We start from the raw sequence: 20,666 nt of genomic DNA, 5'->3' as shown, positions 1-20,666 counted from the left end.
TGTCTTCCCTATAGAAAAAGGAGAAATTGAGAAGGCTCAATTTTTCCTTTTTTCATTTCACGCCATTTGGTAAGTTTATCATCATTTCGTGCACAAGTTGTCAAAATTTTCTTAGAAAACATAAACATTTACTCTTATAATAGAATCATACAGGGCACTTGAAGGAGTGTGACCTCCATGCGAAATTTGGTTATGAAAGGCTCCATGTTTCTCCATCTGTTATTCCTCGCTTGTGTATTTGTTTTTATTCCACATGATGTGAAAGCGGAAAAGCATTTTCAGGATATCGGTTCCGCCGACAGCCACTATGAAGCAATCAACTATTTGAATCAATTGGACGTCTATGATTATAAAACGGATGACAAGTTTCATCCCAATCAAAGTATTTCACGCAAGGAAGCGGCCAAAATCCTCCATACATTGTTCCATGACCATTTGCATGGAATCAGGGATTATAGCGGGGATCCGTTTAAGGATGCAGCGCCGTCGGATCCTTATTATGATTCCATCCTTTGGGCTTATGAAGCGGGAATATTTGATGGAGACGGAGGACGCTTTAGAGGGGAAGAACCTTTATACCGGGCCCAGTTGGCCAAAATTTTGGTGAATACATTCGATTTGCAATATTCGGGATGGATCCGGTTATTCCAGGATGTCCCAAAAGGGCATTGGGCATATGACTATATTTATACATTATACGGGCTTGGCATTACAACCGGAAGCAACGGGTATTTCATGCCTGAACAATATGTGACAAACGGCCAATTTGCCAGTTTCCTGTATCGAACCATCCTGGTTGCGGACTATGATAAAATCCTTGCGGCCGGCAAAATTCCGGAAAGAAAGCAGGCAAGCGGAAAAGTATTGGCCAGCTACAACTCGGAATACGAATTTGTTTGGCATCAAATCGGAAGAAATGAGCAATTGGAATTGGAAGGGGTCAACGAAAACAACGAAGTCGTCGGCTTTTACAGCACAATCAAAGGCAAAGAATTATTCGGGATAACGATTGGGAAAAGTGACAAAAACCAGGTTTTAAAGCAATATGGAAAAGGAATCGAAGCGATTTTAAAAAATAATCTTTGGTATAAACTGTTGAAAGATGAAGGCTATTCGATGTATTTCATCGAAGGGAAATATGTCACGTTCTTTTTCGATTTATACAACCGCGACACGGTAAGGTCGATTCTTTGGGTTGAAAGGGAATACGAAAAGAAAAAAGAAGGGTATTACGGAGATAATCGGGTGGAAGACCGGCGGGAAGGCTTTGAAAATTTAATGGTGGAATTGATGAATCAGGCCCGCGCCGCTGAAGGAATCCCCCCGCTTATCAGTGCGCAGCAATACCGGGAAACCGCCAGAAAACATAGCCTGGATATGGTGCGGAACCATTTCGTCTCCCATATCGGCAGCGACGGAAAAAGCGCTTTGGAGCGGATGCTTCTGGATGGCATGAATTTTGTCCAAGGCGGTGGAGAAAATATAGCGGCTGGCGCTTATAATACGATTTATGCCCATGAAGCTTTGATGAACAGCCTGGAACATCGGGAAAATATCTTGTATGGACGTTTTACCCATGCCTTCACCGGGGTTGCTTTTGATGGTACAACCCCTTATTGGACGATTGATTTTTATTTTGAAAATAAATAGTTTGGGATATGGACAATTGATTTCAATATTGCAAAATAAATATTGTTTCAACATAGATAACAGTTGTATATTACTTTGCCCAAATGATTGATTTTGATACCATTTCATGCTACTTTCATTTTAGTCAAGAAAATTGTTGGCAATGATTAAAGAGAATAGATGAAGAGAGATGAAGGAACAATGACTCAACCATTTTTGCCAGTATTATGTGGTTCAGATATGAATGCCTATGGAATGGCCCGTGCCTTCCATGAAGCATATGGAATAAAGTCCCTTGTAGTGGGCCGTTCCCACTTGACAGCGACGCAAGACAGCAAAATCATCCTTTTTGAACAAGTGGACAATTTTAATAAGCAGGAAGTCTTTTTGCCTGCATTGGAAAAGATAGCGGAAAAATACAAAGACACTAAACTGTTGCTTCTTGCTTGCGGGGATGATTATGCGAAACTGATCATTAAAAATAAGCCGGAACTACAAAAGCATTTCATTGTGCCATATATTGACGAATCGCTGATGGATCAAATTTTATTGAAAGAAAACTTCTATAAAATGTGCGAAAAATACGGTTTTAAATATCCGAAAACAACGATTATCAGCTATGAAAACTATAAAGACTTTGAAATCCCATTCGATTATCCAATCATCATCAAAGCTTCCAATTCCGTCGCTTATTGGGCATGCAAGTTCCCAGGCAAGAAAAAAGTGTTTGTCGCCCATGATGAAAATGAGAAAAATGCAATTTTGGACGCCATTTACAGCTCCACTTATAAAGACAATTTAATCATTCAGGAGTTCATTCCAGGCGACGATTCCTACATGCGCGTGTTAAATGCCTATGTAGGAAAAGACGGAAAAGTGAAGTTGATGTGTTTGGGCAATCCGATCTTGGAGGAACATTCGCCGGAAGGAATCGGAAGCTATGCGGCGATCATCACCACATACGACAAAGAATTGATGGATCGGGTGCGTTATTTCCTTGAAGATATCGGATTTACCGGCTTTGCGAATTTCGATATGAAAAAGGACCCTAGAACCGGGGAATACAATTTATTTGAAATCAATTTGCGGAATGGGCGTTCAAGCTATTTCGTGACGGCAGCCGGATACAACCTGATGAAGTATGTAGCGGACGACTATGTGTTCAATATCAAACAGGATCTGACTTATGCGGATAACAAACATTTATGGCTCGTCATTCCAAAAGGGGTATTATTTAAGTATGCTTCAAATGAGAAGTTGAAAATCGAAGCCAAAAAACTGATCCGCGAAGGAAAATGGACAAACTCCCTCTACTATCCTTACGATATGAATGCAAAACGTTGGATCAAATTGACATTGAACAAATTAAATTATTATCGAAAATATAAAAAATACTTTAATAAAAAAGGTTTGGCGGAATGATGAAAAAAACTTTGGGAATCATCGGAGGCGTCGGCCCCCTTGCGACAATGTTCCTTGGGGAAGCCATCGTACGCCTGACAAAAGCTGCAACAGACCAAGAACATGTTCATACGATTATTGACAACGACACAACCATTCCGGACCGTACAGCTTTCATTTTAGGAAAGTCAAATGATAATCCGGTGCCTGTCATTATTCGGGATGCCAAGAAACTGGCCGACTTTGGCGCTGATTTGGTTTGCATCCCGTGCAATACTGCCCATACCTTTTATGAAGAAATCCAACAGGGGTCCCCTGTACCCGTGATCCATATGATCAGGGAAACGGCGAAACGGGCACATGAACTTGAAGCCAATAGAGTGGCCATTTTAGCGACGGATGGCACCATTTTTTCGAAGGTGTATCAAAAGGCGCTGATGGAACAGGGAATCGAGCCGGTCATCCCTGATGAACATACGCAAAAACTTGTGATGTCCGTCATTTATGATGATGTGAAATCCGGAAAAGACGTATCGAGGGAAAAATGGAAAGAAATCGAAGAAGCGGTTTTTGCCCTTGATTGCGACCGGATCATTTTAGGATGTACAGAATTGTCCGTTGTGAATAAAAACTTGCAATTGGGGAATCGTTATATCGATTCATTGCTGGTATTGGCTGAAACTGCAATCATCCGCTGCGGATATGAAGTGAAGAAATAGAATGGACGTAAAAGAATTCGCTTGTATTCAAGGACCGTGCTGGAATGGAACATATCAATTCCGGCACGAATGGCGAATTCTTTTTTCATCATTATCGGGCTTCAAGCTTTTTTACATAATATCATTGGTGGAACGATGGAATGAATCCTTACGAAAAAGTGGTAAACTTGACAAGGGAAGGTGGGAAAAACGTGTCAGTAATAGAATTATTAAATGAAACATTGAAGCAAAAGTGGAAGTTTGAACGGACGATGAAAGTGCAGGATGAAATGATCCCGGCCATGTTGGAAGGAAAAGATATCGTGGCGGAATCCCCGACCGGTTCCGGCAAAACATTGGCATATGTTCTTCCGATGCTACATAAATTGGATGGTTCGAAAAAAAGTACTCAAGGTTTGATTGTCGCACCTTCTCAGGAACTTGCCATGCAAATTGTAGAAGTGATCCGGGAGTGGAGTGCCGGAACAAATATTACCGTTCAACAGCTCATCGGCGGAGCGAACGTGGCCCGTCAAATTGAAAAGCTGAAGAAAAAACCGACCATCGTGGTTGGAACGCCCGGCCGAATAAATGAGTTGGTCCGCGCCAATAAATTAAAGTTAAGAGAAATTGAAATCATCGTATTGGATGAATGTGACCAATTATTGAGCAGAGAGTATCGGGTTATTGTGAAATCCTTTATAGAGGGTGCATCCCCTAAGCGGCAAGTGGTTTTGGTGTCAGCAACCATTACGGACGAGATCCGGTTGGTTGCAAGCCGGATGATGAAAGATCCGTTGAATATTCAAATCAAACCGGAAGATATGGTGAAAGTCGGAAAAGTGGTTCATTCATTTGTGAAAGTGGAAGAACGGGACAAAACGGATGCGTTAAGAAGGCTTGCCAATATTGAAGGAGTTCGGGGCCTTGCGTTCATCAACAATTTGGATCAATTGTTATTGAAAGAAATGAAATTGAAATATAAGGATACAAAAGTGGTATCGTTGCATGCGGACATGAGCAAAGAGCAGCGGAAAAAATCTTTGGAAGATTTCCGCAAAGGCGAAGCGCGCATTTTATTGGCAACCGATTTGGCTGCACGGGGATTGGATATTGAAGGACTTACCCATGTGATTCATGTGGATCTCCCGCATACAGTGGAACAATACTTGCATCGGTCCGGGCGCACGGGCAGAGCGGGAGCCGATGGGGAAGTGCTGACGCTTCTTTCATATAAGGATGAAAAAAATTATAAGAAGCTGTTGCGGCAAGCAGGGCAAAAACCTGTCCAAAAGGTGATCTACAAAGGACAATTAATTGAAGGAAATGCGAATACCATCGCCAAAAAGTGAGGGAATGGCCATGACTTTTGAGGAAAAATTGGAACAATATGCGGAACTGGCTGTGAAAGTCGGTGTGAACATTCAAAATGGGCAATATTTATTAATCAATACGACGACAGACACTTTGGATTTCACAAGATTGGTTGTGAAAAAAGCTTACGAAGCCGGAGCCGGGATAGTGCATGTCAATTTGACGGATGAAGAGATTACCCGTGCGTTTTATGAGCATGGAGCGGAAGAAGAATTCGGCAAGTTTCCGAAATGGATTGTTGCACAACGGGATGAATGCATCGAACGGAAAGGCGCCTTTCTTTGGATTGATGCAGAAGATCCGGATTTATTGAGCGGCATTCCTGTACGCCGAATTTCAGCTCAGCAAAAGGCAAGCGGAGAGGCGCTGGTCAATTACCGGAAAGCCATCATGAATGATGAAATCGCCTGGTCCATTATTGCGGTGCCTTCAAAAAAATGGGCTGCAAAAGTATTTCCGGACTTGCCGGAAGAAGAGCAAATCAATGCGTTATGGGATGCCATTTTCAAAGCAGTACGCATCGGTGAAGGGGATGCGGTCGAAAATTGGAAAAAGCATCTCGCAAATTTGGAGCAGCGGGCAAGTCAATTGAACAGCAAAAAATATGTCCAATTGCATTACAAAGCGCCGGGCACGGATTTGACGATCGAACTTCCAGAAAAGCATATTTGGTGCACAGGCACAAGCAGAACGCCGGAAGGGGTGATCTTCACCGCCAACATGCCGACGGAAGAAGTGTATACACTCCCTTCAAAATATGGCGTGAATGGTTATGTAAGCAATACGAAACCTCTTGTATATCAAGGGAATATTATCGACCAATTCACACTCACTTTTGAGAAAGGGAAAATTGTTGAAGCCCACGCAAAAGTCGGTGATGAATTGCTTCAGGAATTAATTCAAACGGATAAAGGATCCGCCTATTTAGGGGAAGTGGCACTTGTGCCGCATGAATCGCCGATTTCATTATCCAATATTTTGTATTACAATACGCTTTTTGATGAAAATGCCTCCAATCATTTGGCGATCGGGGAAGCTTATCCGACTTGTTACGAAGGCGGCAGGGATTTGGAGGAAGGTCAGCTGGAATCTTTGGGCATCAATGTATCGATCACCCATGAAGATTTTATGATTGGCAGTGCCGAAATGGATATTGACGGCATTTTACCGGATGGAACACGGGAACCGATCTTTAGAAATGGAAATTGGGCTTTTTAGTGTCTTGTGTCAAACCACATCCTTTCTTATTTGGGTTCTTTGTCAAATGGTGTTGGTGAATAAATTTTAGTGACATTATTTGGTAATATGTAATCGGATGGCTTAGGGGAAATTCGAGGTTCCCCTAAGCTGTTTTTATTTTCGCTAAGTTTTGGGTAATGAATATTCGGTTTCTAAAGTGATAGAAGGATCGATAACCGAAAGAAATGCGTTTAATCACTTTGATTTTGTTATTAATCCCCTCTAAAATGCCGTTGTTATAATCATATTTCAACGTATTCTCCACGTAATTGATGTATTTGTTGATTGTCTTGATGGCGGTTTTCATATAGCTGGAAACGATATTTTGTTTATTCTCTAATGTTTTCTTTAGGAGCTCAAAGTCTTTGATTTTTATGCAATGTTGCACGTATTGATATAACTCATAGGACGCTTTTAATTCAGAATCTAAATCAATGAGATAGTGGAGAATCTCCACCTCACACATATGCTTTTTAAAGCAACGATGATATTTATAGTTCTTATAATCAAGTTTTGTTTGATCTTTCAGAAGGAGCTTCCAGTATTTTTTTAATTTATTGTAATTCTTTTTATCCCGATTCATGACGTTGATGCGCGTTTTGTTTAAAGCTCTGCTAAATAGTTGGAGGATATGGAATTTGTCGAGTACGATTTCCGCTTTAGGGAAAACTTCGTGGATTAAGGAAATATAAGGGCTGTACATATCGATGACAATCGTTTTTACCGCATCTCTCGCCTTCTTGGAATACCGTAAGAAATACTCTTTGAGGACATGTAATCTCCGGTCCTCCACGATATCCACAATCTCCCCCGTTTCAGAGTCGCAGAAAATAAAGGACATCGCTCCAGCTGCGGATTTCACTGATTTAAATGTAAACTTTCATTTTATCTCATCTAAAAAGAGTACGATTTTTTCAAATTCCTTCGGAATCATCTTTGCCATCCTCTGAAAAAATGTGCTAAATTTTTTGTGAATTATTTCATAGGGGGATGGAAGATCTGTGATCTTGATTCATGATTTTGGAGTCGATCTCGAAACCTATCATGAATTAGGAAAAAACAATGACTTTCCTATGGTGGAGGAGTGCCCACATTGTCATGCGAAGCATTCCCTTCATCGCCATGGTTTTTATGAACGGAATGCCATCACCGCAGAAAAGGAATATCGTCTCTTGATCTGCCGTTTTCGTTGTTCGATTTGTTTCCAAACGGTGTCCATCCTCCCTCACTTTCTTCTCCCATACTTTCAACATACGACTCGTACCATCGTTCAATGGCTCCATGATGTGCTTCATCAAACCGGCACAAATCCATCAAAAAGACAACTCATTTCTTTCTATCTCCGACGATTTATCCAAACAATTTCATGGATTTATATGTATTTTGCTTCGGTGAAGAAATCTTTCGGTTGGGAGCGAGATACCCAACAACAAGCTTGTCGATCGATCGGGAAAATCCAACAATGGGGAGAGGAACGGTTTGTCAAAGAGTCGTGGGGGTATTTGTCGACCTACTTTATGGCACATTGTTTTGGACGATAAGGAAGCGCATCTAGGTGTTGAGGTCGTCCCACATACCTTTTGCCTCGACAGGTGGAAAAGAAGAATTTATCATCAAAGGTGAAATGGGTAGCCGGCTGTCCTTCGAAATGAAAAAGGAGGATGGAAACGATGGACGAACACATGAGAGAACAAATTGCCTTATTCCGATTCGGATTGATTGCCCCACTTTTGAATGAACAAGTAGATCCGAAGAGCTACCTCACTGAGATGGCTAATCGCATTCATGAAATGCCGTATTACGGAGAGAAACGGATCGCTGCGAAAACGATTCAAGACTGGTACTTGCGTTATCGGAAAATGGGATTTGAGGGATTAAAACCGAAGAAGCGCTCGGATCGTGGACATTCCCGAAAGCTGTCTCCAGAAGATGAGGATTATATTCTAGCGATGAGAAAAAAATTTCCCCAAGTGCCAGTGACGGTTTTTTACCAACAACTGGTACACCAAGGGGAAATCAACCCAAAACAAATTTCTTATTTTACTATATACCGATTATTAAAAAAATTCAACCTTGTCGGCAAAGAAATTTTACCGATGCCGGAGAGAAAACGTTTTGCGCATGATCAAGTGAACGCCTTATGGCAAGGAGACCTTTCTTACGGTCCGTATGTTCCAATCAACGGGAAGAAGAAAAGAACGTTTCTCATCGCTTACATCGATGATTGTTCACGCATCGTGCCATACGCTCAATTTTTCTCTTCCGAGAAATTTGATGGGCTGCGAGTCGTCACCAAAGAAGCGCTCATTCGGTATGGAAAGCCGAAAATGATTTACTCGGATAACGGAAAGATTTATCGTTCCGAAACTCTTCAGTATGCGTGTGCACAGTTAGGGATCACCCTCGTTCATACGCAGCCATATGACCCGCAAAGCAAGGGCAAAATTGAGCGCTTTTTCAAGACGGTGCAGACGCGTTTTTATCCGTTATTAGACATGAATCCGGTTCATTCACTCGAAGAGTTGAATGAACGATTTTGGAGATGGCTGGAGGAAGATTATCATCGTAAACCCCATGCATCGCTCAATGGAAAAACGCCTCATGAAATCTTTCTGTCTCAAAACCATACGGTTCAATTTCTAGAAGATCCGACGGTGTTGGATTCAATTTTTCTGAAACGCGAGTTTCGGAAAGTGAAGGCCGATGGAACGATTTCGCTCAACAAACAATTGTACGAAGTGCCTCCTCGTTTCATTGGCCAATCCGTCGATATTCGTTACGATGATCATGGTGTATATGTATATGAGGATGGCAAGGAAGTCGCTCAAGCCAAACCTGTATGCCTGCATGATAACGCCCATGTGAAACGAAATCGGTCCCCATTTTCGTTGAATACAGAATGGGCAAAGGGGGAAGGAGATCATGTATAAAACCTTCTACTCCCTTTCTCATGAACCCTTTTCGAAAGAAATGAAGCCGTCGGATGCCTATCTCGCTACTTCGTATCGAGAAGCATTGGCGGGATTGGATTATATCAAACGAACGAGAGGAATCGGTCTATTCATTGGTGAACCGGGATCTGGAAAAACGTTTACGTTACGAACGTTTAAAGAGTCGTTGAATCCATCGTTGTATCATGTCGTCTATTTTCCTCTTTCCACAGGAGGAGTGATGGATTTTTACCGAGGGCTTGCGCTTGGGTTGGGAGAAGAGCCAAAATACCGGAAGGTCGATTTGTTTTATCAAATTCAGCAAGGAATCGAACGATTGTACACCGAACGAAGAATCACTCCTGTCTTGATTTTGGATGAGATGCATCTGGCTAAAGATGCCTTTCTGCAAGATCTTGCGATTTTGTTTAATTTTCAAATGGATTCGACGAATCCATTTGTCTTGATTTTAACTGGCCTTCCGCATTTACAAACGCGGCTTCGGCTCAACCAGCATCGGCCGTTGAATCAACGTATCATCATGCGATATCAAATGGGGCCATTGACGAAAGAAGAAGTTGGTCAATATATAGAACAGCGAATGAAAATGGCGGGAGCGAAGATTCCGATTTTTACTCCAGCAGCGCTAGAGGCCATCGCTTTACAATCTCAAGGATGGCCAAGAGTGATCAATATCCTAGCCACGACTTGCCTCTTGTATGGATACCAAATGAAAAAAGAACAGATCGATGAAGAAATCGTTCGAATGGCGGCAGAGGAACATCATCTTTACTAAGCGATCGGAGCTCTTTGTACGGAGGGCTCCATTTTTTTCGAAGAGGGGCGGAAAAATCATCGAAAAACGACCGGAAAAATGTGCAAAGAACCTGGGGAAAATCGCAAAATCTAAAATAATCCGCAAAAAAATTGCACATTATTTCAGAAAACGAACCAAAATAATTTGAAAAAGTCAGCCTGAAATAATGTGAAAATTTACATTAAACTCATCAAAACACAAATGCTTTGGAAGGTAGTGAACATTTGGTTGATAATAGCTATAAAAGCTGTCAATGACACGACTGACAGTGGCATGAGAAACATTATGTTTCATCGCAATATCTTTTTCGGATATTTTATCTTTGGCGTTTAAAGCAATCGCTACTTTAGTATTGTTGGAAATACAACAGTTTTTAGCCACGACGCTCGTTTTTAAAGTAAACGTGGAATGACAATGTTTACAGAAATAACGCTGTTTACGCAATTTTAAGTAGGTATGAAAACCTGAAATGCTAGGCATTTTAATGAGAGACGTTTTAAAACCGTGTTTAATGATTTGAACATCAAAGACATGTCCACAAGCATAACAAGCTTTTGGTTGGTAAGTTAATTGGCCATAAAAGACTTTTGATTGGACCCCTTTAATGAGTTCTTCTGCACAAAAATTTTCATCAAATGTGATATTTTTGTCTTTTATATTGAGTAGGTTTCGTATAGAATGATGGTGAGACATGTGACACAACTCCTTTGGAAAATGTGTTTTGGCGATTACATTTTACCAGAGTTTTGTCACTGTCTCATTTTTTTTTGTTCAAAAAAATTGGTGCTGGTTTATACTCACCAACACCAAATATTATAGAGCCCTTATTTGGAGGAAGGATGTGGTTATTTTTTTGTGTTTTGGAGGACAAGCAATGATGCAAGTATTTCCTCAATATCCGCAATAAAATGAAGAAATTCCCAAAACAGAACGGAACATACATTCTGTTATGGTGTAGTCACACTTTTTTTCCCGTGCTACAATAGAAGCATAGCAAGAAGTGGAGGTCGATTGATTTTGAAAATTTTCCATACGGCAGATTGGCATTTGGGAAAGCTTGTGCAAGGGGTTTACATGACTGAGGATCAGCGGTATGTACTCAACCAGTTCCTGCAGGCCATCGATGAAGAAAAGCCGGACGTTGTGGTCATTGCAGGGGACTTGTACGATCGGGCCCTTCCTCCGGTGGAAGCGGTGGATTTGCTGAATGAAATGTTTGAGGAAATCGTTTTGAAACGGAAAGTGCCGGTACTGAGCATTGCAGGAAACCATGACAGCCCAACCCGACTTGAATTTGGCAGCAGCTTGATGAAAGAATGTGGATTGTACATTGTCGGTGAGCTCGATGACAAACTGGAACCGATTGTCTTACAGGATGAATATGGGGAAGTGCATTTCCATTTGGTTCCTTTTGCAGAACCTTCCACTGTGAAAAATGTGTTTCAATGCGAATCCATTCATACATATGATGATGCCATGAAAACGATCATTGGAAAAATCGAAGAGAACATGGATCAAACGAAGCGGCATGTATTCGTTGGACATGCCTTTGTCACCCCTTCCGGAGAGAAAGGGGAAAATACTAGCGATTCCGAACGGCCATTAGCCATCGGAGGTTCGGAATGCGTGAACGCCCATTATTTCGAGCCGTTCCATTACACTGCCCTCGGCCATTTGCATAAGGCGCATTTTGTGCTCAATGAAACGATAAGATATCCTGGCTCGCCATTAAAATATTCGGCATCCGAAGCGAATCATCAAAAGGGCTTCTTGATTGTCCAATTGGACGAAAAAGGGCAAGTTTCCGTTGAAAAACGAAACTTCGCACCAAGACGGGATTTACGCATCATTGAAGGTTCCATCCATGAAATATTAAAGCATGACTATTGTGAGGATTATGTGTTTGTAAGGCTTACAGACTTGACTCCTGTCGTGGGGGCGATGGAACAAATCCGCACCGTATATCCAAACGCCATGCATGTGGAACGGAAAACGATCCAAAGAACGGAAAATGCGGAAGAAAATATAAAAGTGCGGCGGGAACAGCTGGATGACATAACTCTATTTAAAGCGTTCCATAAAGAAATGATGGGCACTGAGCCGACGGAAGAAGCCCTTCAATTGTATCGGGAAGTGCTGGAAGAATTGTTGCTGGATGAAAGGGAAACAAAAGAGGCGGTGGTGGCAAAATGAAGCCGATTCGATTGAAAATGACAGCTTTTGGTCCTTACAAGGATGAAGAAGTGATCGATTTTACGAAATTGCAAGAGAGAAAACTTTTTGTCATTTCAGGCCAAACGGGAGCGGGAAAAACGACGATTTTCGATGCCATCTGTTTTGCGCTGTACGGTTATGCCAGCGGGCAGGACCGGAAAGAACCGAAAATGCTGAGAAGCGATTTTGCGGATGATGACGTCCATACCTCCGTCGAATTCATCTTTGAAATTCGCGGCAAAAAATACCGTGTATTGCGCAGGTTGCCCCACTTGAAAAAGGGAAGAAAAACGGCAACGGGGGAAAAATACGAGCTGTTTGAAATATTGCCCAATAACGAAGAAATTCCGGCAGTGGAGCGCCAGCGGGTGACGGATATCAATCAAAAGCTTGAAGAAATCATCGGGCTGACTTACGAGCAATTTTGCCAAATCGTGATGCTTCCCCAAGGGGAGTTTCGAAAGTTATTAACTTCAAAATCCGATGAGAAAGAAGAGATTTTAAGAAAAATTTTCAGAACCGAACGTTTCATCAAAATGGCCGATAAATTGGAAGCGAAGAAGCGGGAAATGGATCAACAATTGAATGAAGCGAACGCCTTGAAAAACAGCTATATCAATCAAATTGAAGGAGCATTGCCAAAAAGGGACTCGGCCCTGTTTACGGCATTGAGCCAACATTCCAACATTTATCAAATACTGGATGGACTTGCGGAAGAGCAGCAATATTATCAGGAAAAAATCAAAGAAGATGAACGGCTCTATCGGGAAGCTTTCAACAAGCACAAAGAGAAATACGAAGTCTATGTGGCAAACAAAAAATTAAATGATGAGATTGAAATCTTTGAAATGAAGAAAGGGCAGCTGCTCCGTCTGCAATCACAAAGAGCCTATTATGAACAAGTAAAAGGAACGATTGATGCTGCCAATCGGGCAAACAGAATTTCACCAATCTATTCCCAACTGTTGGAACTGGAGAAAGAAAAAACGGATCTGGAGAAAAAGCGTTCGGATGTGGAAAAACAATTAGAAGATGCCAATCAAAATTTGATGGACGCAAAAGAACGCTATGAACAAGAAGCGGCAAAAGAAAAGGAACGGGAACGGGCCAATGAACGGGTAAAAGAATTGGAAAACCTTGTTCCGATTTATGAACAAATGAATGAACAAAGCGTACTCGTTGAAAATTTATGGAATGAAAAAAATCAATTGCAATCCCACATCCAACTTTTAGAGCAACAATTGGCAGAGAAGGCGGAGGCTGTTTCAGAGCTGAGTCAAAAAATCGAAAAGCTTGAAGAAGCCACAGAATCCTATAATGAGCTGTTGGAAGAGGAACGCCGATTAAAAGAAATTGCAGATGCTTTCTCCAAATATCACGAAACAAAGTCACATATTCAAAAGTTGGAAGATGAATACAAAAAGGCCAATGAAGCATATGGGAGAATTCATGAACTATATGCGAAGGAAGAAGAAAAATGGTTGAATAACCAAGCGGCGATTCTTGCTGCAAGCCTTAAGCCTGGCATGCCTTGCCCGGTTTGCGGCAGCACGGAGCATCACATCCAACATAAAGAGACGACGGAAATTGTAGAGCAGGATGAATTGAAAAAACTGAGAGCGGCTTTGGAAAAAGCGCAGCAACATAAATTTGCTGTACAAGGTCAATTGGAATCAAAGCGCCAACAATTGAGTGAAATCGAAGAAACTTTCATTGCCTTGAATGCGCCGATGGTTGAAGAATCGCATTTTATCAATCAATTGCAGACCATTCATAACAAGGTAAAAGAAGTGGAAAAACAAAAAGAAGTACTCTCCTCCGGCAGAAAACGGCTAAAAAGGCTGCAGGAAGAAAAAGAACAGGTTGGGAAGCTTCAAAAGGAAAGTGCGCAAAGATACAATGAAGTACATGAAAAATATACGAAGGAAAAAACAATACTTGAGCAGCAAAAAAAATCCATTCCTGAAGAATTGGAGGATCTTTCACAATTGAAAGCTGCATTGCAAGAAGCCAGCCGTCTAAAAGGGCAGTTAAAAGAATCCTGGGAGCGGGCGCAAATGGCATACCAGGAAGCGGGTAAACAAACCGCGGCGGTGGAAGAGGCATTTAAACAAACAATGGAACAAGTCGGACATATACAAAGAAAAGTTCAAAGGGTGAAAGAAGAGTTTCTTTCCGCCCTTAAGGAAGCGAACTTTGCTTCAACGGAAGAATTTTTGCAGGCCCGGCTTTCGCCGCAAAAAATGGAATCATTGCAAAAGCAATATGACGATTATTCGAAAGAGCTTCATTCATTGGAAATGCAAGTGAGGGAAGGGGAAGAAAAGCTGAAAGGCAAAGAAAAGATGGACTTGACCGAAGCGGAAAACGAGTTGGGAGAGCTTCAGTCCAATTATGAAAAAGCCCTGGATGCTTTAAATCATTCCAAAGCTTGCGAAAAGCATTGCATTGACTTTGCGGAAAAGCTCGAAGGAATCGCAAACGATATTTTCCGGATGGAGGAAAAATCCAATCAAATCATCGAGCTTTACAATTTGCTCCGCGGCCAAAACAGCAAAAAAATATCCTTTGAACGCTATGTGCAAATGGGCTATTTGGAGCTCATTACCGAAGCAAGCAACCTGCGCCTGAAAAACTTATCAAACGGCCAATATTATTTGCAAGTTTCCGACAGGGTTGAATCATACGGAAGAGCGAGCGGTTTAGGGTTGGATGTCTATGACACGTATACAGGACAAGCGAGGGATGTAAAAACATTATCCGGAGGGGAAAAATTCAATGCATCTTTAAGCCTGGCATTGGGTATGGCGGATGTGATCCAAAGCTATCAAGGAAATGTCAATATTGAAACAATGTTCATTGATGAAGGATTCGGCTCCCTTGATGAAGAATCCTTAATGAAAGCAATCGACACGCTCATTGAACTTCAAAAATCCGGCCGGATGATCGGAGTCATTTCCCATGTGGAGGAATTAAAATCGGCAATGCCAGCTGTGTTGCAGGTGGAAAAACAAAAAGAAGGATACAGCAAAACAACCATTCTATTAAAATAAACCATGAAGTTGAAATATTTATAGAATTTGATAAAATGACATTGTTCCCAACAGAATATTTTAGGTGTACCACAAGGGGTGCTGATGAAGTCAGCTGAGAGTGTGCCGTATGCACTAACCCTTCGAACCTGTAAGTTAGTACTTGCGTAGGGATGTGGGATAGAAACCGAAACAAATGCGTCTCGGATCTGTCCGGACGCTTTTTTCTTTTCTATCCTTCTCTCGCGTTTTAATAACGAAGAGAAAGGAGTATGCGGAATGAGAAATCAAAAACTGTTATGGATGATTGAAATTGCCATTTTTGCAGCTATCGGTTATGTGTTGGACCAATTAAAATTTTCGATTTGGGCCCAGGGCGGATCCATCAGTTTAGTGATGCTGCCAATTATTTTGATTGCGATTCGTTGGGGACTATCTGCAGGGCTTGTTACGGGTTTGCTGATAGGGCTGTTGAACATGACGATTAATCCGTTTATCGTCCATTGGGCGCAAGCAATCCTGGATTATATCTTTGCTTTCACGTTTGTGGGATTTGCCGCAATTGTTCGGAAACCGGTGTTGGCCGGCGTATTGCAAAATAACAAAAAGAAAATTGCATTATATGTTGTGATCGGTACGGTTGTCGGAGGATTGTTGCGCTTTATTTGCCATACAATTGCCGGAGCGATTTTCTTCAAAGAATACGCAGGCGATCAAAATGCCTGGATTTATTCCATCGTATATAACGGTTCCTATATGCTTCCTGCCATCATCATAACGGCTATTGTGGCGGCATTCATTTTTACAGCAAGCCCAAGACTCATAAAAAAAGAAAATGAATAACGGTTACATGCCGATTTGAAAAGCGTTCTGAACAATAAAAAAAAGCGGATTGAGAACACCGGAAGGTTCCCAATCCGTTTTTCTTTGCCGTCCGTTTATCGAATTTTCCCTACAATCCATTTTCCAAATGGGAGATAGGAGATGGTTTTGGAAACAATAATCGATACAAGAACCGCAAAAATGATCATTCCCAAAACGGCCAAATAGCCATTGGGTAGAAATCCCACGAAATACTTGGCCGTCAATGAGAGAACATTCCAATGGATCAGATAAATCATGAATGCATATTTGCTTATGATGCGAATGATTCTATAAGATGGAATGAGTTGTCCATAAGCCAAAACCGCATTTGTCATTCCGACGACAAACGGAACCAAATCCATTCTGCGGGAATGGATTTCCACCATTCCAAACTTATAACCATACCAAATATATAGCGCGGATAGAGCCGTAAATAGTAAAGTGAATATACGATATTTTATTAACAACGGTTGAATTTTTTCGTAATTTGAACCAATGAAATATGCCATTGCAAAATATATGTACCAACCCGTTCCATAAAGTTTTTCATACATGTGGTTTTCCTGGAAGAAAGGATAGGGCGTCCCAAAAAGCCGATGCTGCAAAAAATAAATGATGATGCATATTGGCAACACGACAAAGGATGGCCATTTCCATTTGACCATCATCCAAAACAGCAAATATAACTGAAAAATGACCAATACAAACCAGCCGACAAATTCTCCATAAATCACATTGTTCCAAAAGGATCGCCAAAGAAGGCCATGCCGATACTGTAATTCAATCACAACGGCATCGATGAAAGCCCAAAAAACAAAAGGCAGCAAAATGAATTGAATCCGGCTCGGCCAAAAGGAGCCTGGCAACTGGTCTTTATATTTTGCGGAAAGGATGATGACAGAAAGCATGATAAATGTCGGAGTAGCATAACATAATAGGATCCGAACATAATGGATCATTACAGAATTCTCAGTCAGTCCTTGTTCCATGTTATAAAATGTAGTCGAATGCAGGAGCAATACGGATAAACATGCAACAACCCTCAGTAAGTCCCATTCTTTGATTCTCAATGCCAAAACTCCTAATCAAATTTTTCTTTGTTTGTAAGAAATAATGCACGATTATAACTTGGAATCATATCTTTGGCACCGATAAATCATGCTTTTCCAACATATACCTAAAGTCACTGTCAATATATTAATGAACCCATATCGGATAAAATAAACATGAAATTCCCGAATTCGTAATAGAATATGTTATATTATTAAAAGAAATTGTTTAGAAGAAAGGATCTTTTACATGATTGTCAAAACACAGGAAGAATTAGAAGCATTAAAAAAAATCGGACGCATTTGTGCGGAAATCCGTGATGCATTAAGAGCGGCGACTAAACCGGGCATCACAACGAAAGAGTTGGATGAGATTGCCGGCCGCATGTTTGCTGAGGCGGGGGCAATTTCAGGGCCGAAGGGAGAATATGATTTCCCGGGTTATACATGTATAAGTGTCAACCACGAAGTCGCACACGGCATTCCGGGAAATAAAGTGATTAAAGAAGGCGACATGGTGAACATTGATGTTTCTGGTTCTTTGAACGGCTATTTTGCCGATACAGGCATTTCTTTTGTTGTCGGAGAAGGCTATGAAGAGAAAGAAAAACTTTGCCGTGTGGCTAAATCCGCTTTTGACCGGGCCATGACAAAAGTGAAAGCAGGTTCTAAATTAAACCAAATCGGAAAAGCGGTTGAACGGGAAGCAAGAGATCATGGATTAAAAGTCATTATGAATTTGACGGGGCATGGGGTTGGACGCTCATTGCATGAAGATCCTCAGCACGTATTGAATTATTATGATGCCTGGGATAACACGATCATGAAAGAAGGGATGGTTCTTGCAGTGGAGCCGTTCATCTCCGAAAGAGCGGATCACATCATTGAATCCGGAGATGGATGGACGTTTATAACGCCGGACAAGTCCCTCGTCGCCCAAATTGAACATACAATTGTAGTGACTAAGGATAAACCGATCATTTTGACTCAAATTGATGAAGAATAACGCTAAATGCCTGTAAAACAGAAAATCCTGTACGTTCATTGACGTGCAGGATTTTTTTTCATAAATAATATACCGACAATTAATACGCCGCTTAAAAAGAGGGAAGAAGTGGTCACTAAAAGTTCGTCGAATCCGTTCGCGATGGCGATGCCGATAAAGCACCAGACAAATACGAGCGGATAGGCGATATCATAATGATGATAGCGCAAATGCAATGCCACCAAAGTGGCGAGGGTTAAAATGATGACCACCCATAAAGCATTGCTCAGACCAAAACCCTGCCATTCATGATATAAAAGCAAGGAGCAGACATTAATGATAAAAATAAAAGTTATCCAGCCGAAATAAATAGCGATGGGAGTTCTCTTTTTCAAAAAATCTCCCTTCATTGGATATGTAAGATATAATGCAAATAAGAACAAAAGTTGCAATGCTATGGATATGGAGGAATAGAGCAATTTTTCATTATTCCATAAGTGAATGGAAATGATTTGAAACAACATGACCAAAAGAAAAAGAACGGTCTGAACAGTTGAAATAAAGGTCTCGGATTTGCGATTTTTGGAATAATTGATAGCCCAAATAAATAAAACAATAAAAAGGAAAAACCAAAATATATATACATATGATGACGGCGAAATTAGCAGTGGTAAGCGGTTGATCATTTCAATTGTGGATTTGCCTTTTATTGGCAGCCAAAAGGAATATAAAGTAAAAACGGCAGCTGCAATAAGGCTGCAAAATATAACAATCATTCGACCCATGTTTCGCACTCCTTTCCATAAAATTATATACATTAAAAAATGATTGAACAACTTTTACTAAAATGATTCCTTTATTTGTTAAATTTTCATTTGAAAGAAGCGGAGATTCATGAAAAAACTTGAAGATTTGGACTTGACATTGAAACTTGAGAAACAAGAGTACAAGAAAAGATTAAAAAAATTGCAATTTGAGATGCTCAATATTCAACAGTTTCTTTATCAAAACAAAATCGGTCTCATTATCGTCTTTGAAGGCATGGATGCGGCAGGCAAAGGTGGGGCAATCAAGAGATTGACCCGTCCGCTTGACCCAAGAGGTTTCGTAGTCCATCCCATCTCGGCTCCGCAGCTCCATGAAAAAAGATACCATTATTTGCATCGGTTTTGGAGAAAACTCCCACAGTACGGTCAAATTGCCATTTTCGACCGCTCATGGTACGGACGGGTGTTGGTGGAAAGAATTGAAGGGTTTGCCAAAAAACAAGAATGGTCCAGAGCGTATAAAGAAATCAATGAGTTTGAAAGATTGTTGACGGATGATGACTATATCATCATCAAGTTTTGGATTCATATTGACAAAGATGAACAATTGGTCCGCTTTAAAGAAAGGGAAACGAATCCGTTTAAAATGTGGAAGCTGACTGAGGAAGATTGGAGAAATCGCAAAAAATTTGATGAATATGTCGAAGCGGCGAATGAAATGTTCGCAAAAACGGATACAGAGAATGCCCCATGGGTGCTGATTCCCGGAAATAATAAGCTGTACGCCCGCATAAAAGTGCTGGAAGAGACCATCAAACATGTAGAAAAAGAAGTTCTTCGCCGCGGCATAAAAATTAAATCCTCTATCAAACGGAAGAAATGAATCGTCATTGAACCACAAGTTGCTGCTTCAAATAACGACGCATACCCAAAAATTTGTTTAAGGTTTGCTTATCCACACTCTTAACCGCTTTATTGATGCAACAGGAAATGATGAAAGAAAGGCATAGGTATATCAATGATGAGGAAATTACTTAAAGTTTTTCATAAGAAGGGTGATCATGTGATTCGAATCGAAAGTGACAGGCTGCATTTACGCACCTTTGTGGAAACGGATGCAAAAAACTTGGCAAAACTGATGCAAAGAAACAAATATTTTTGGGCGACTTATGAGCCATTGCATGATGCGGATTTTTACACGGAAGAAGCGCAATATCGAAAAATTCTGGAAGGGTTGCATCTTCAACGTTCGAATCGCGAATTTTCCTTTGGGATTTTTACAAAGAATGAAGAACAATTGATTGGCCACATCTCTTTGTATGCCATCAAGAGATTGCCTTATAACAGCGCTTTTATCGGATATTCCATCGATGAGCAGTTTACTAGGCAGGGAATTGCGACGGAGGCTGTAAGGGAAGTCGTACAATTTGGATTCAATGTATTGAATTTGCATCGAATCGAAGCATATGTATCACCCAAAAATATCGCTTCTGTGAAAGTTTTGGAGAAAGCCCATTTTAAAAAGGAAGGGTTATTGAGAGAATTGCTGTATATTAATGGATCTTGGGAAGACCATTATATTTATGCGCTTTTGCAGGATGATTTTTTCCAAAAAGGAAAATAACTCCCGTACCTGGCACATTGCCTCCCAACGGTCCCGGTTGGAA

18 protein-coding genes and 1 riboswitch are annotated in these 20,666 nt (G+C 41.0%); of the genes, 14 read left to right on the top strand and 4 right to left on the bottom strand.

Going from position 1 to position 20,666, the window contains the following annotated elements:
- Nucleotides 1-177: 177 nt before the first annotated feature.
- The 5 genes from NST13_RS08760 to NST13_RS08740 all read left to right on the top strand — a co-directional run bounded on the left by NST13_RS08760 (nucleotide 178) and on the right by NST13_RS08740 (nucleotide 6,320).
- A complete protein-coding gene (locus NST13_RS08760) occupies nucleotides 178-1,650 on the top strand; it encodes an S-layer homology domain-containing protein (protein ID WP_342468509.1) in 1,473 nt (490 codons plus the stop codon).
- Nucleotides 1,651-1,830: 180 nt separating this feature from the next.
- Nucleotides 1,831-3,051, top strand: coding sequence for an ATP-grasp domain-containing protein (locus tag NST13_RS08755; RefSeq protein WP_342468510.1), 1,221 nt, complete (start codon nucleotides 1,831-1,833; stop codon nucleotides 3,049-3,051).
- Complete coding sequence (locus NST13_RS08750) at nucleotides 3,048-3,749, top strand: amino acid racemase (RefSeq protein ID WP_342468511.1); 702 nt, start codon at nucleotides 3,048-3,050, stop codon at nucleotides 3,747-3,749. The genes NST13_RS08755 and NST13_RS08750 overlap by 4 nt, the downstream gene beginning before the upstream one ends.
- A 191-nt stretch (nucleotides 3,750-3,940) precedes the next feature.
- Nucleotides 3,941-5,080 (top strand): DEAD/DEAH box helicase, encoded by a 1,140-nt coding sequence (locus NST13_RS08745; RefSeq protein ID WP_342471244.1) that lies wholly within the window; start codon nucleotides 3,941-3,943, stop codon nucleotides 5,078-5,080.
- A 10-nt stretch (nucleotides 5,081-5,090) separates the two neighbouring features.
- Nucleotides 5,091-6,320 carry an aminopeptidase gene (locus NST13_RS08740; protein WP_342580417.1) on the top strand — a complete coding sequence of 410 codons (1,230 nt, stop codon included), beginning with the start codon at nucleotides 5,091-5,093 and terminating at the stop codon, nucleotides 6,318-6,320.
- Between the two features lie 124 nt (nucleotides 6,321-6,444).
- On the opposite strand, the gene NST13_RS08735 is transcribed toward NST13_RS08740, so the two are convergent.
- Nucleotides 6,445-7,182, bottom strand: coding sequence for an ISL3 family transposase (locus tag NST13_RS08735; RefSeq protein WP_342580416.1), 738 nt, complete (start codon nucleotides 7,180-7,182; stop codon nucleotides 6,445-6,447).
- 160 nt (nucleotides 7,183-7,342) lie between these two features.
- Between NST13_RS08735 and NST13_RS08730 the strand changes: the two genes are divergently transcribed.
- From NST13_RS08730 to NST13_RS08720, 3 genes are all read left to right on the top strand, one after another.
- Nucleotides 7,343-7,882: a DUF6431 domain-containing protein gene (locus NST13_RS08730; RefSeq protein WP_208651667.1), complete on the top strand. Its 540-nt coding sequence runs from the start codon at nucleotides 7,343-7,345 to the stop codon at nucleotides 7,880-7,882.
- A gap of 129 nt (nucleotides 7,883-8,011) precedes the next feature.
- Nucleotides 8,012-9,271 (top strand): IS481 family transposase, encoded by a 1,260-nt coding sequence (locus tag NST13_RS08725; RefSeq protein ID WP_342580415.1) that lies wholly within the window; start codon nucleotides 8,012-8,014, stop codon nucleotides 9,269-9,271.
- A complete protein-coding gene (locus tag NST13_RS08720) occupies nucleotides 9,264-10,067 on the top strand; it encodes an AAA family ATPase (protein ID WP_342580414.1) in 804 nt (267 codons plus the stop codon). The genes NST13_RS08725 and NST13_RS08720 overlap by 8 nt, the downstream gene beginning before the upstream one ends.
- A 174-nt stretch (nucleotides 10,068-10,241) precedes the next feature.
- On the opposite strand, the gene NST13_RS08715 is transcribed toward NST13_RS08720, so the two are convergent.
- Complete coding sequence (locus tag NST13_RS08715) at nucleotides 10,242-10,781, bottom strand: transposase family protein (RefSeq protein WP_342580413.1); 540 nt, start codon at nucleotides 10,779-10,781, stop codon at nucleotides 10,242-10,244.
- Nucleotides 10,782-11,105: 324 nt separating this feature from the next.
- On the opposite strand from NST13_RS08715, the gene NST13_RS08710 reads away from it, so the two are divergent.
- From NST13_RS08710 to thiT, 3 genes are all read left to right on the top strand, one after another.
- Entirely contained in the window at nucleotides 11,106-12,281 is a 1,176-nt protein-coding gene (locus NST13_RS08710; protein WP_342581831.1) for an exonuclease SbcCD subunit D, read from the top strand.
- Nucleotides 12,278-15,355 carry an SMC family ATPase gene (locus NST13_RS08705; protein ID WP_342580412.1) on the top strand — a complete coding sequence of 1,026 codons (3,078 nt, stop codon included), beginning with the start codon at nucleotides 12,278-12,280 and terminating at the stop codon, nucleotides 15,353-15,355. The genes NST13_RS08710 and NST13_RS08705 overlap by 4 nt, the downstream gene beginning before the upstream one ends.
- Nucleotides 15,356-15,419: 64 nt before the next feature.
- Nucleotides 15,420-15,525, top strand: a riboswitch (TPP riboswitch).
- Nucleotides 15,526-15,613: 88 nt separating this feature from the next.
- Nucleotides 15,614-16,177, top strand: coding sequence for an energy-coupled thiamine transporter ThiT (gene thiT / locus NST13_RS08700; RefSeq protein WP_342468514.1), 564 nt, complete (start codon nucleotides 15,614-15,616; stop codon nucleotides 16,175-16,177).
- A gap of 95 nt (nucleotides 16,178-16,272) precedes the next feature.
- Here the strand turns inward: thiT and NST13_RS08695 are convergent, their stop codons facing one another.
- Complete coding sequence (locus NST13_RS08695) at nucleotides 16,273-17,268, bottom strand: acyltransferase family protein (RefSeq protein WP_342580411.1); 996 nt, start codon at nucleotides 17,266-17,268, stop codon at nucleotides 16,273-16,275.
- A 229-nt stretch (nucleotides 17,269-17,497) separates the two neighbouring features.
- On the opposite strand from NST13_RS08695, the gene map reads away from it, so the two are divergent.
- Nucleotides 17,498-18,253 carry a type I methionyl aminopeptidase gene (gene map / locus NST13_RS08690; RefSeq protein ID WP_342580410.1) on the top strand — a complete coding sequence of 252 codons (756 nt, stop codon included), beginning with the start codon at nucleotides 17,498-17,500 and terminating at the stop codon, nucleotides 18,251-18,253.
- Between the two features lie 35 nt (nucleotides 18,254-18,288).
- Here map and NST13_RS08685 read toward each other — a convergent pair whose 3' ends face one another.
- The gene (locus NST13_RS08685) at nucleotides 18,289-19,017 is read right to left on the bottom strand and encodes a hypothetical protein (RefSeq protein ID WP_342580409.1); all 729 of its coding nucleotides are present in this window, start codon (nucleotides 19,015-19,017) and stop codon (nucleotides 18,289-18,291) included.
- Between the two features lie 109 nt (nucleotides 19,018-19,126).
- Here NST13_RS08685 and NST13_RS08680 point away from each other — a divergent pair, with 109 nt between their 5' ends.
- Both NST13_RS08680 and NST13_RS08675 read left to right on the top strand, forming a co-directional pair.
- Nucleotides 19,127-19,882 (top strand): polyphosphate kinase, encoded by a 756-nt coding sequence (locus tag NST13_RS08680; protein ID WP_342580408.1) that lies wholly within the window; start codon nucleotides 19,127-19,129, stop codon nucleotides 19,880-19,882.
- Between the two features lie 180 nt (nucleotides 19,883-20,062).
- Nucleotides 20,063-20,623: a GNAT family protein gene (locus tag NST13_RS08675; protein WP_342580407.1), complete on the top strand. Its 561-nt coding sequence runs from the start codon at nucleotides 20,063-20,065 to the stop codon at nucleotides 20,621-20,623.
- Nucleotides 20,624-20,666 lie beyond the last annotated feature (43 nt).

This window comes from Ureibacillus sp. FSL W7-1570 (genome assembly GCF_038593265.1).
In the GTDB taxonomy this organism is placed as follows: domain Bacteria; phylum Bacillota; class Bacilli; order Bacillales_A; family Planococcaceae; genus Ureibacillus; species Ureibacillus suwonensis.
This window is presented reverse-complemented; position numbering and strand designations above follow the sequence as displayed.

Coding starts and splice junctions, on each gene's coding strand:
- NST13_RS08705 (WP_342580412.1), top strand. CDS start 12,278: ATGAAGCCGATTCGATTGAAAATGACAGCTTTTGGTCCTTACAAGGAT.
- map (WP_342580410.1), top strand. CDS start 17,498: ATGATTGTCAAAACACAGGAAGAATTAGAAGCATTAAAAAAAATCGGA.
- thiT (WP_342468514.1), top strand. CDS start 15,614: ATGAGAAATCAAAAACTGTTATGGATGATTGAAATTGCCATTTTTGCA.
- NST13_RS08715 (WP_342580413.1), bottom strand. CDS start 10,781: ATGTCTCACCATCATTCTATACGAAACCTACTCAATATAAAAGACAAA.
- NST13_RS08680 (WP_342580408.1), top strand. CDS start 19,127: ATGAAAAAACTTGAAGATTTGGACTTGACATTGAAACTTGAGAAACAA.
- NST13_RS08725 (WP_342580415.1), top strand. CDS start 8,012: ATGGACGAACACATGAGAGAACAAATTGCCTTATTCCGATTCGGATTG.
- NST13_RS08720 (WP_342580414.1), top strand. CDS start 9,264: ATGTATAAAACCTTCTACTCCCTTTCTCATGAACCCTTTTCGAAAGAA.
- NST13_RS08740 (WP_342580417.1), top strand. CDS start 5,091: ATGACTTTTGAGGAAAAATTGGAACAATATGCGGAACTGGCTGTGAAA.
- NST13_RS08685 (WP_342580409.1), bottom strand. CDS start 19,017: ATGGGTCGAATGATTGTTATATTTTGCAGCCTTATTGCAGCTGCCGTT.
- NST13_RS08760 (WP_342468509.1), top strand. CDS start 178: ATGCGAAATTTGGTTATGAAAGGCTCCATGTTTCTCCATCTGTTATTC.
- NST13_RS08735 (WP_342580416.1), bottom strand. CDS start 7,182: ATGTCCTTTATTTTCTGCGACTCTGAAACGGGGGAGATTGTGGATATC.
- NST13_RS08750 (WP_342468511.1), top strand. CDS start 3,048: ATGATGAAAAAAACTTTGGGAATCATCGGAGGCGTCGGCCCCCTTGCG.
- NST13_RS08755 (WP_342468510.1), top strand. CDS start 1,831: ATGACTCAACCATTTTTGCCAGTATTATGTGGTTCAGATATGAATGCC.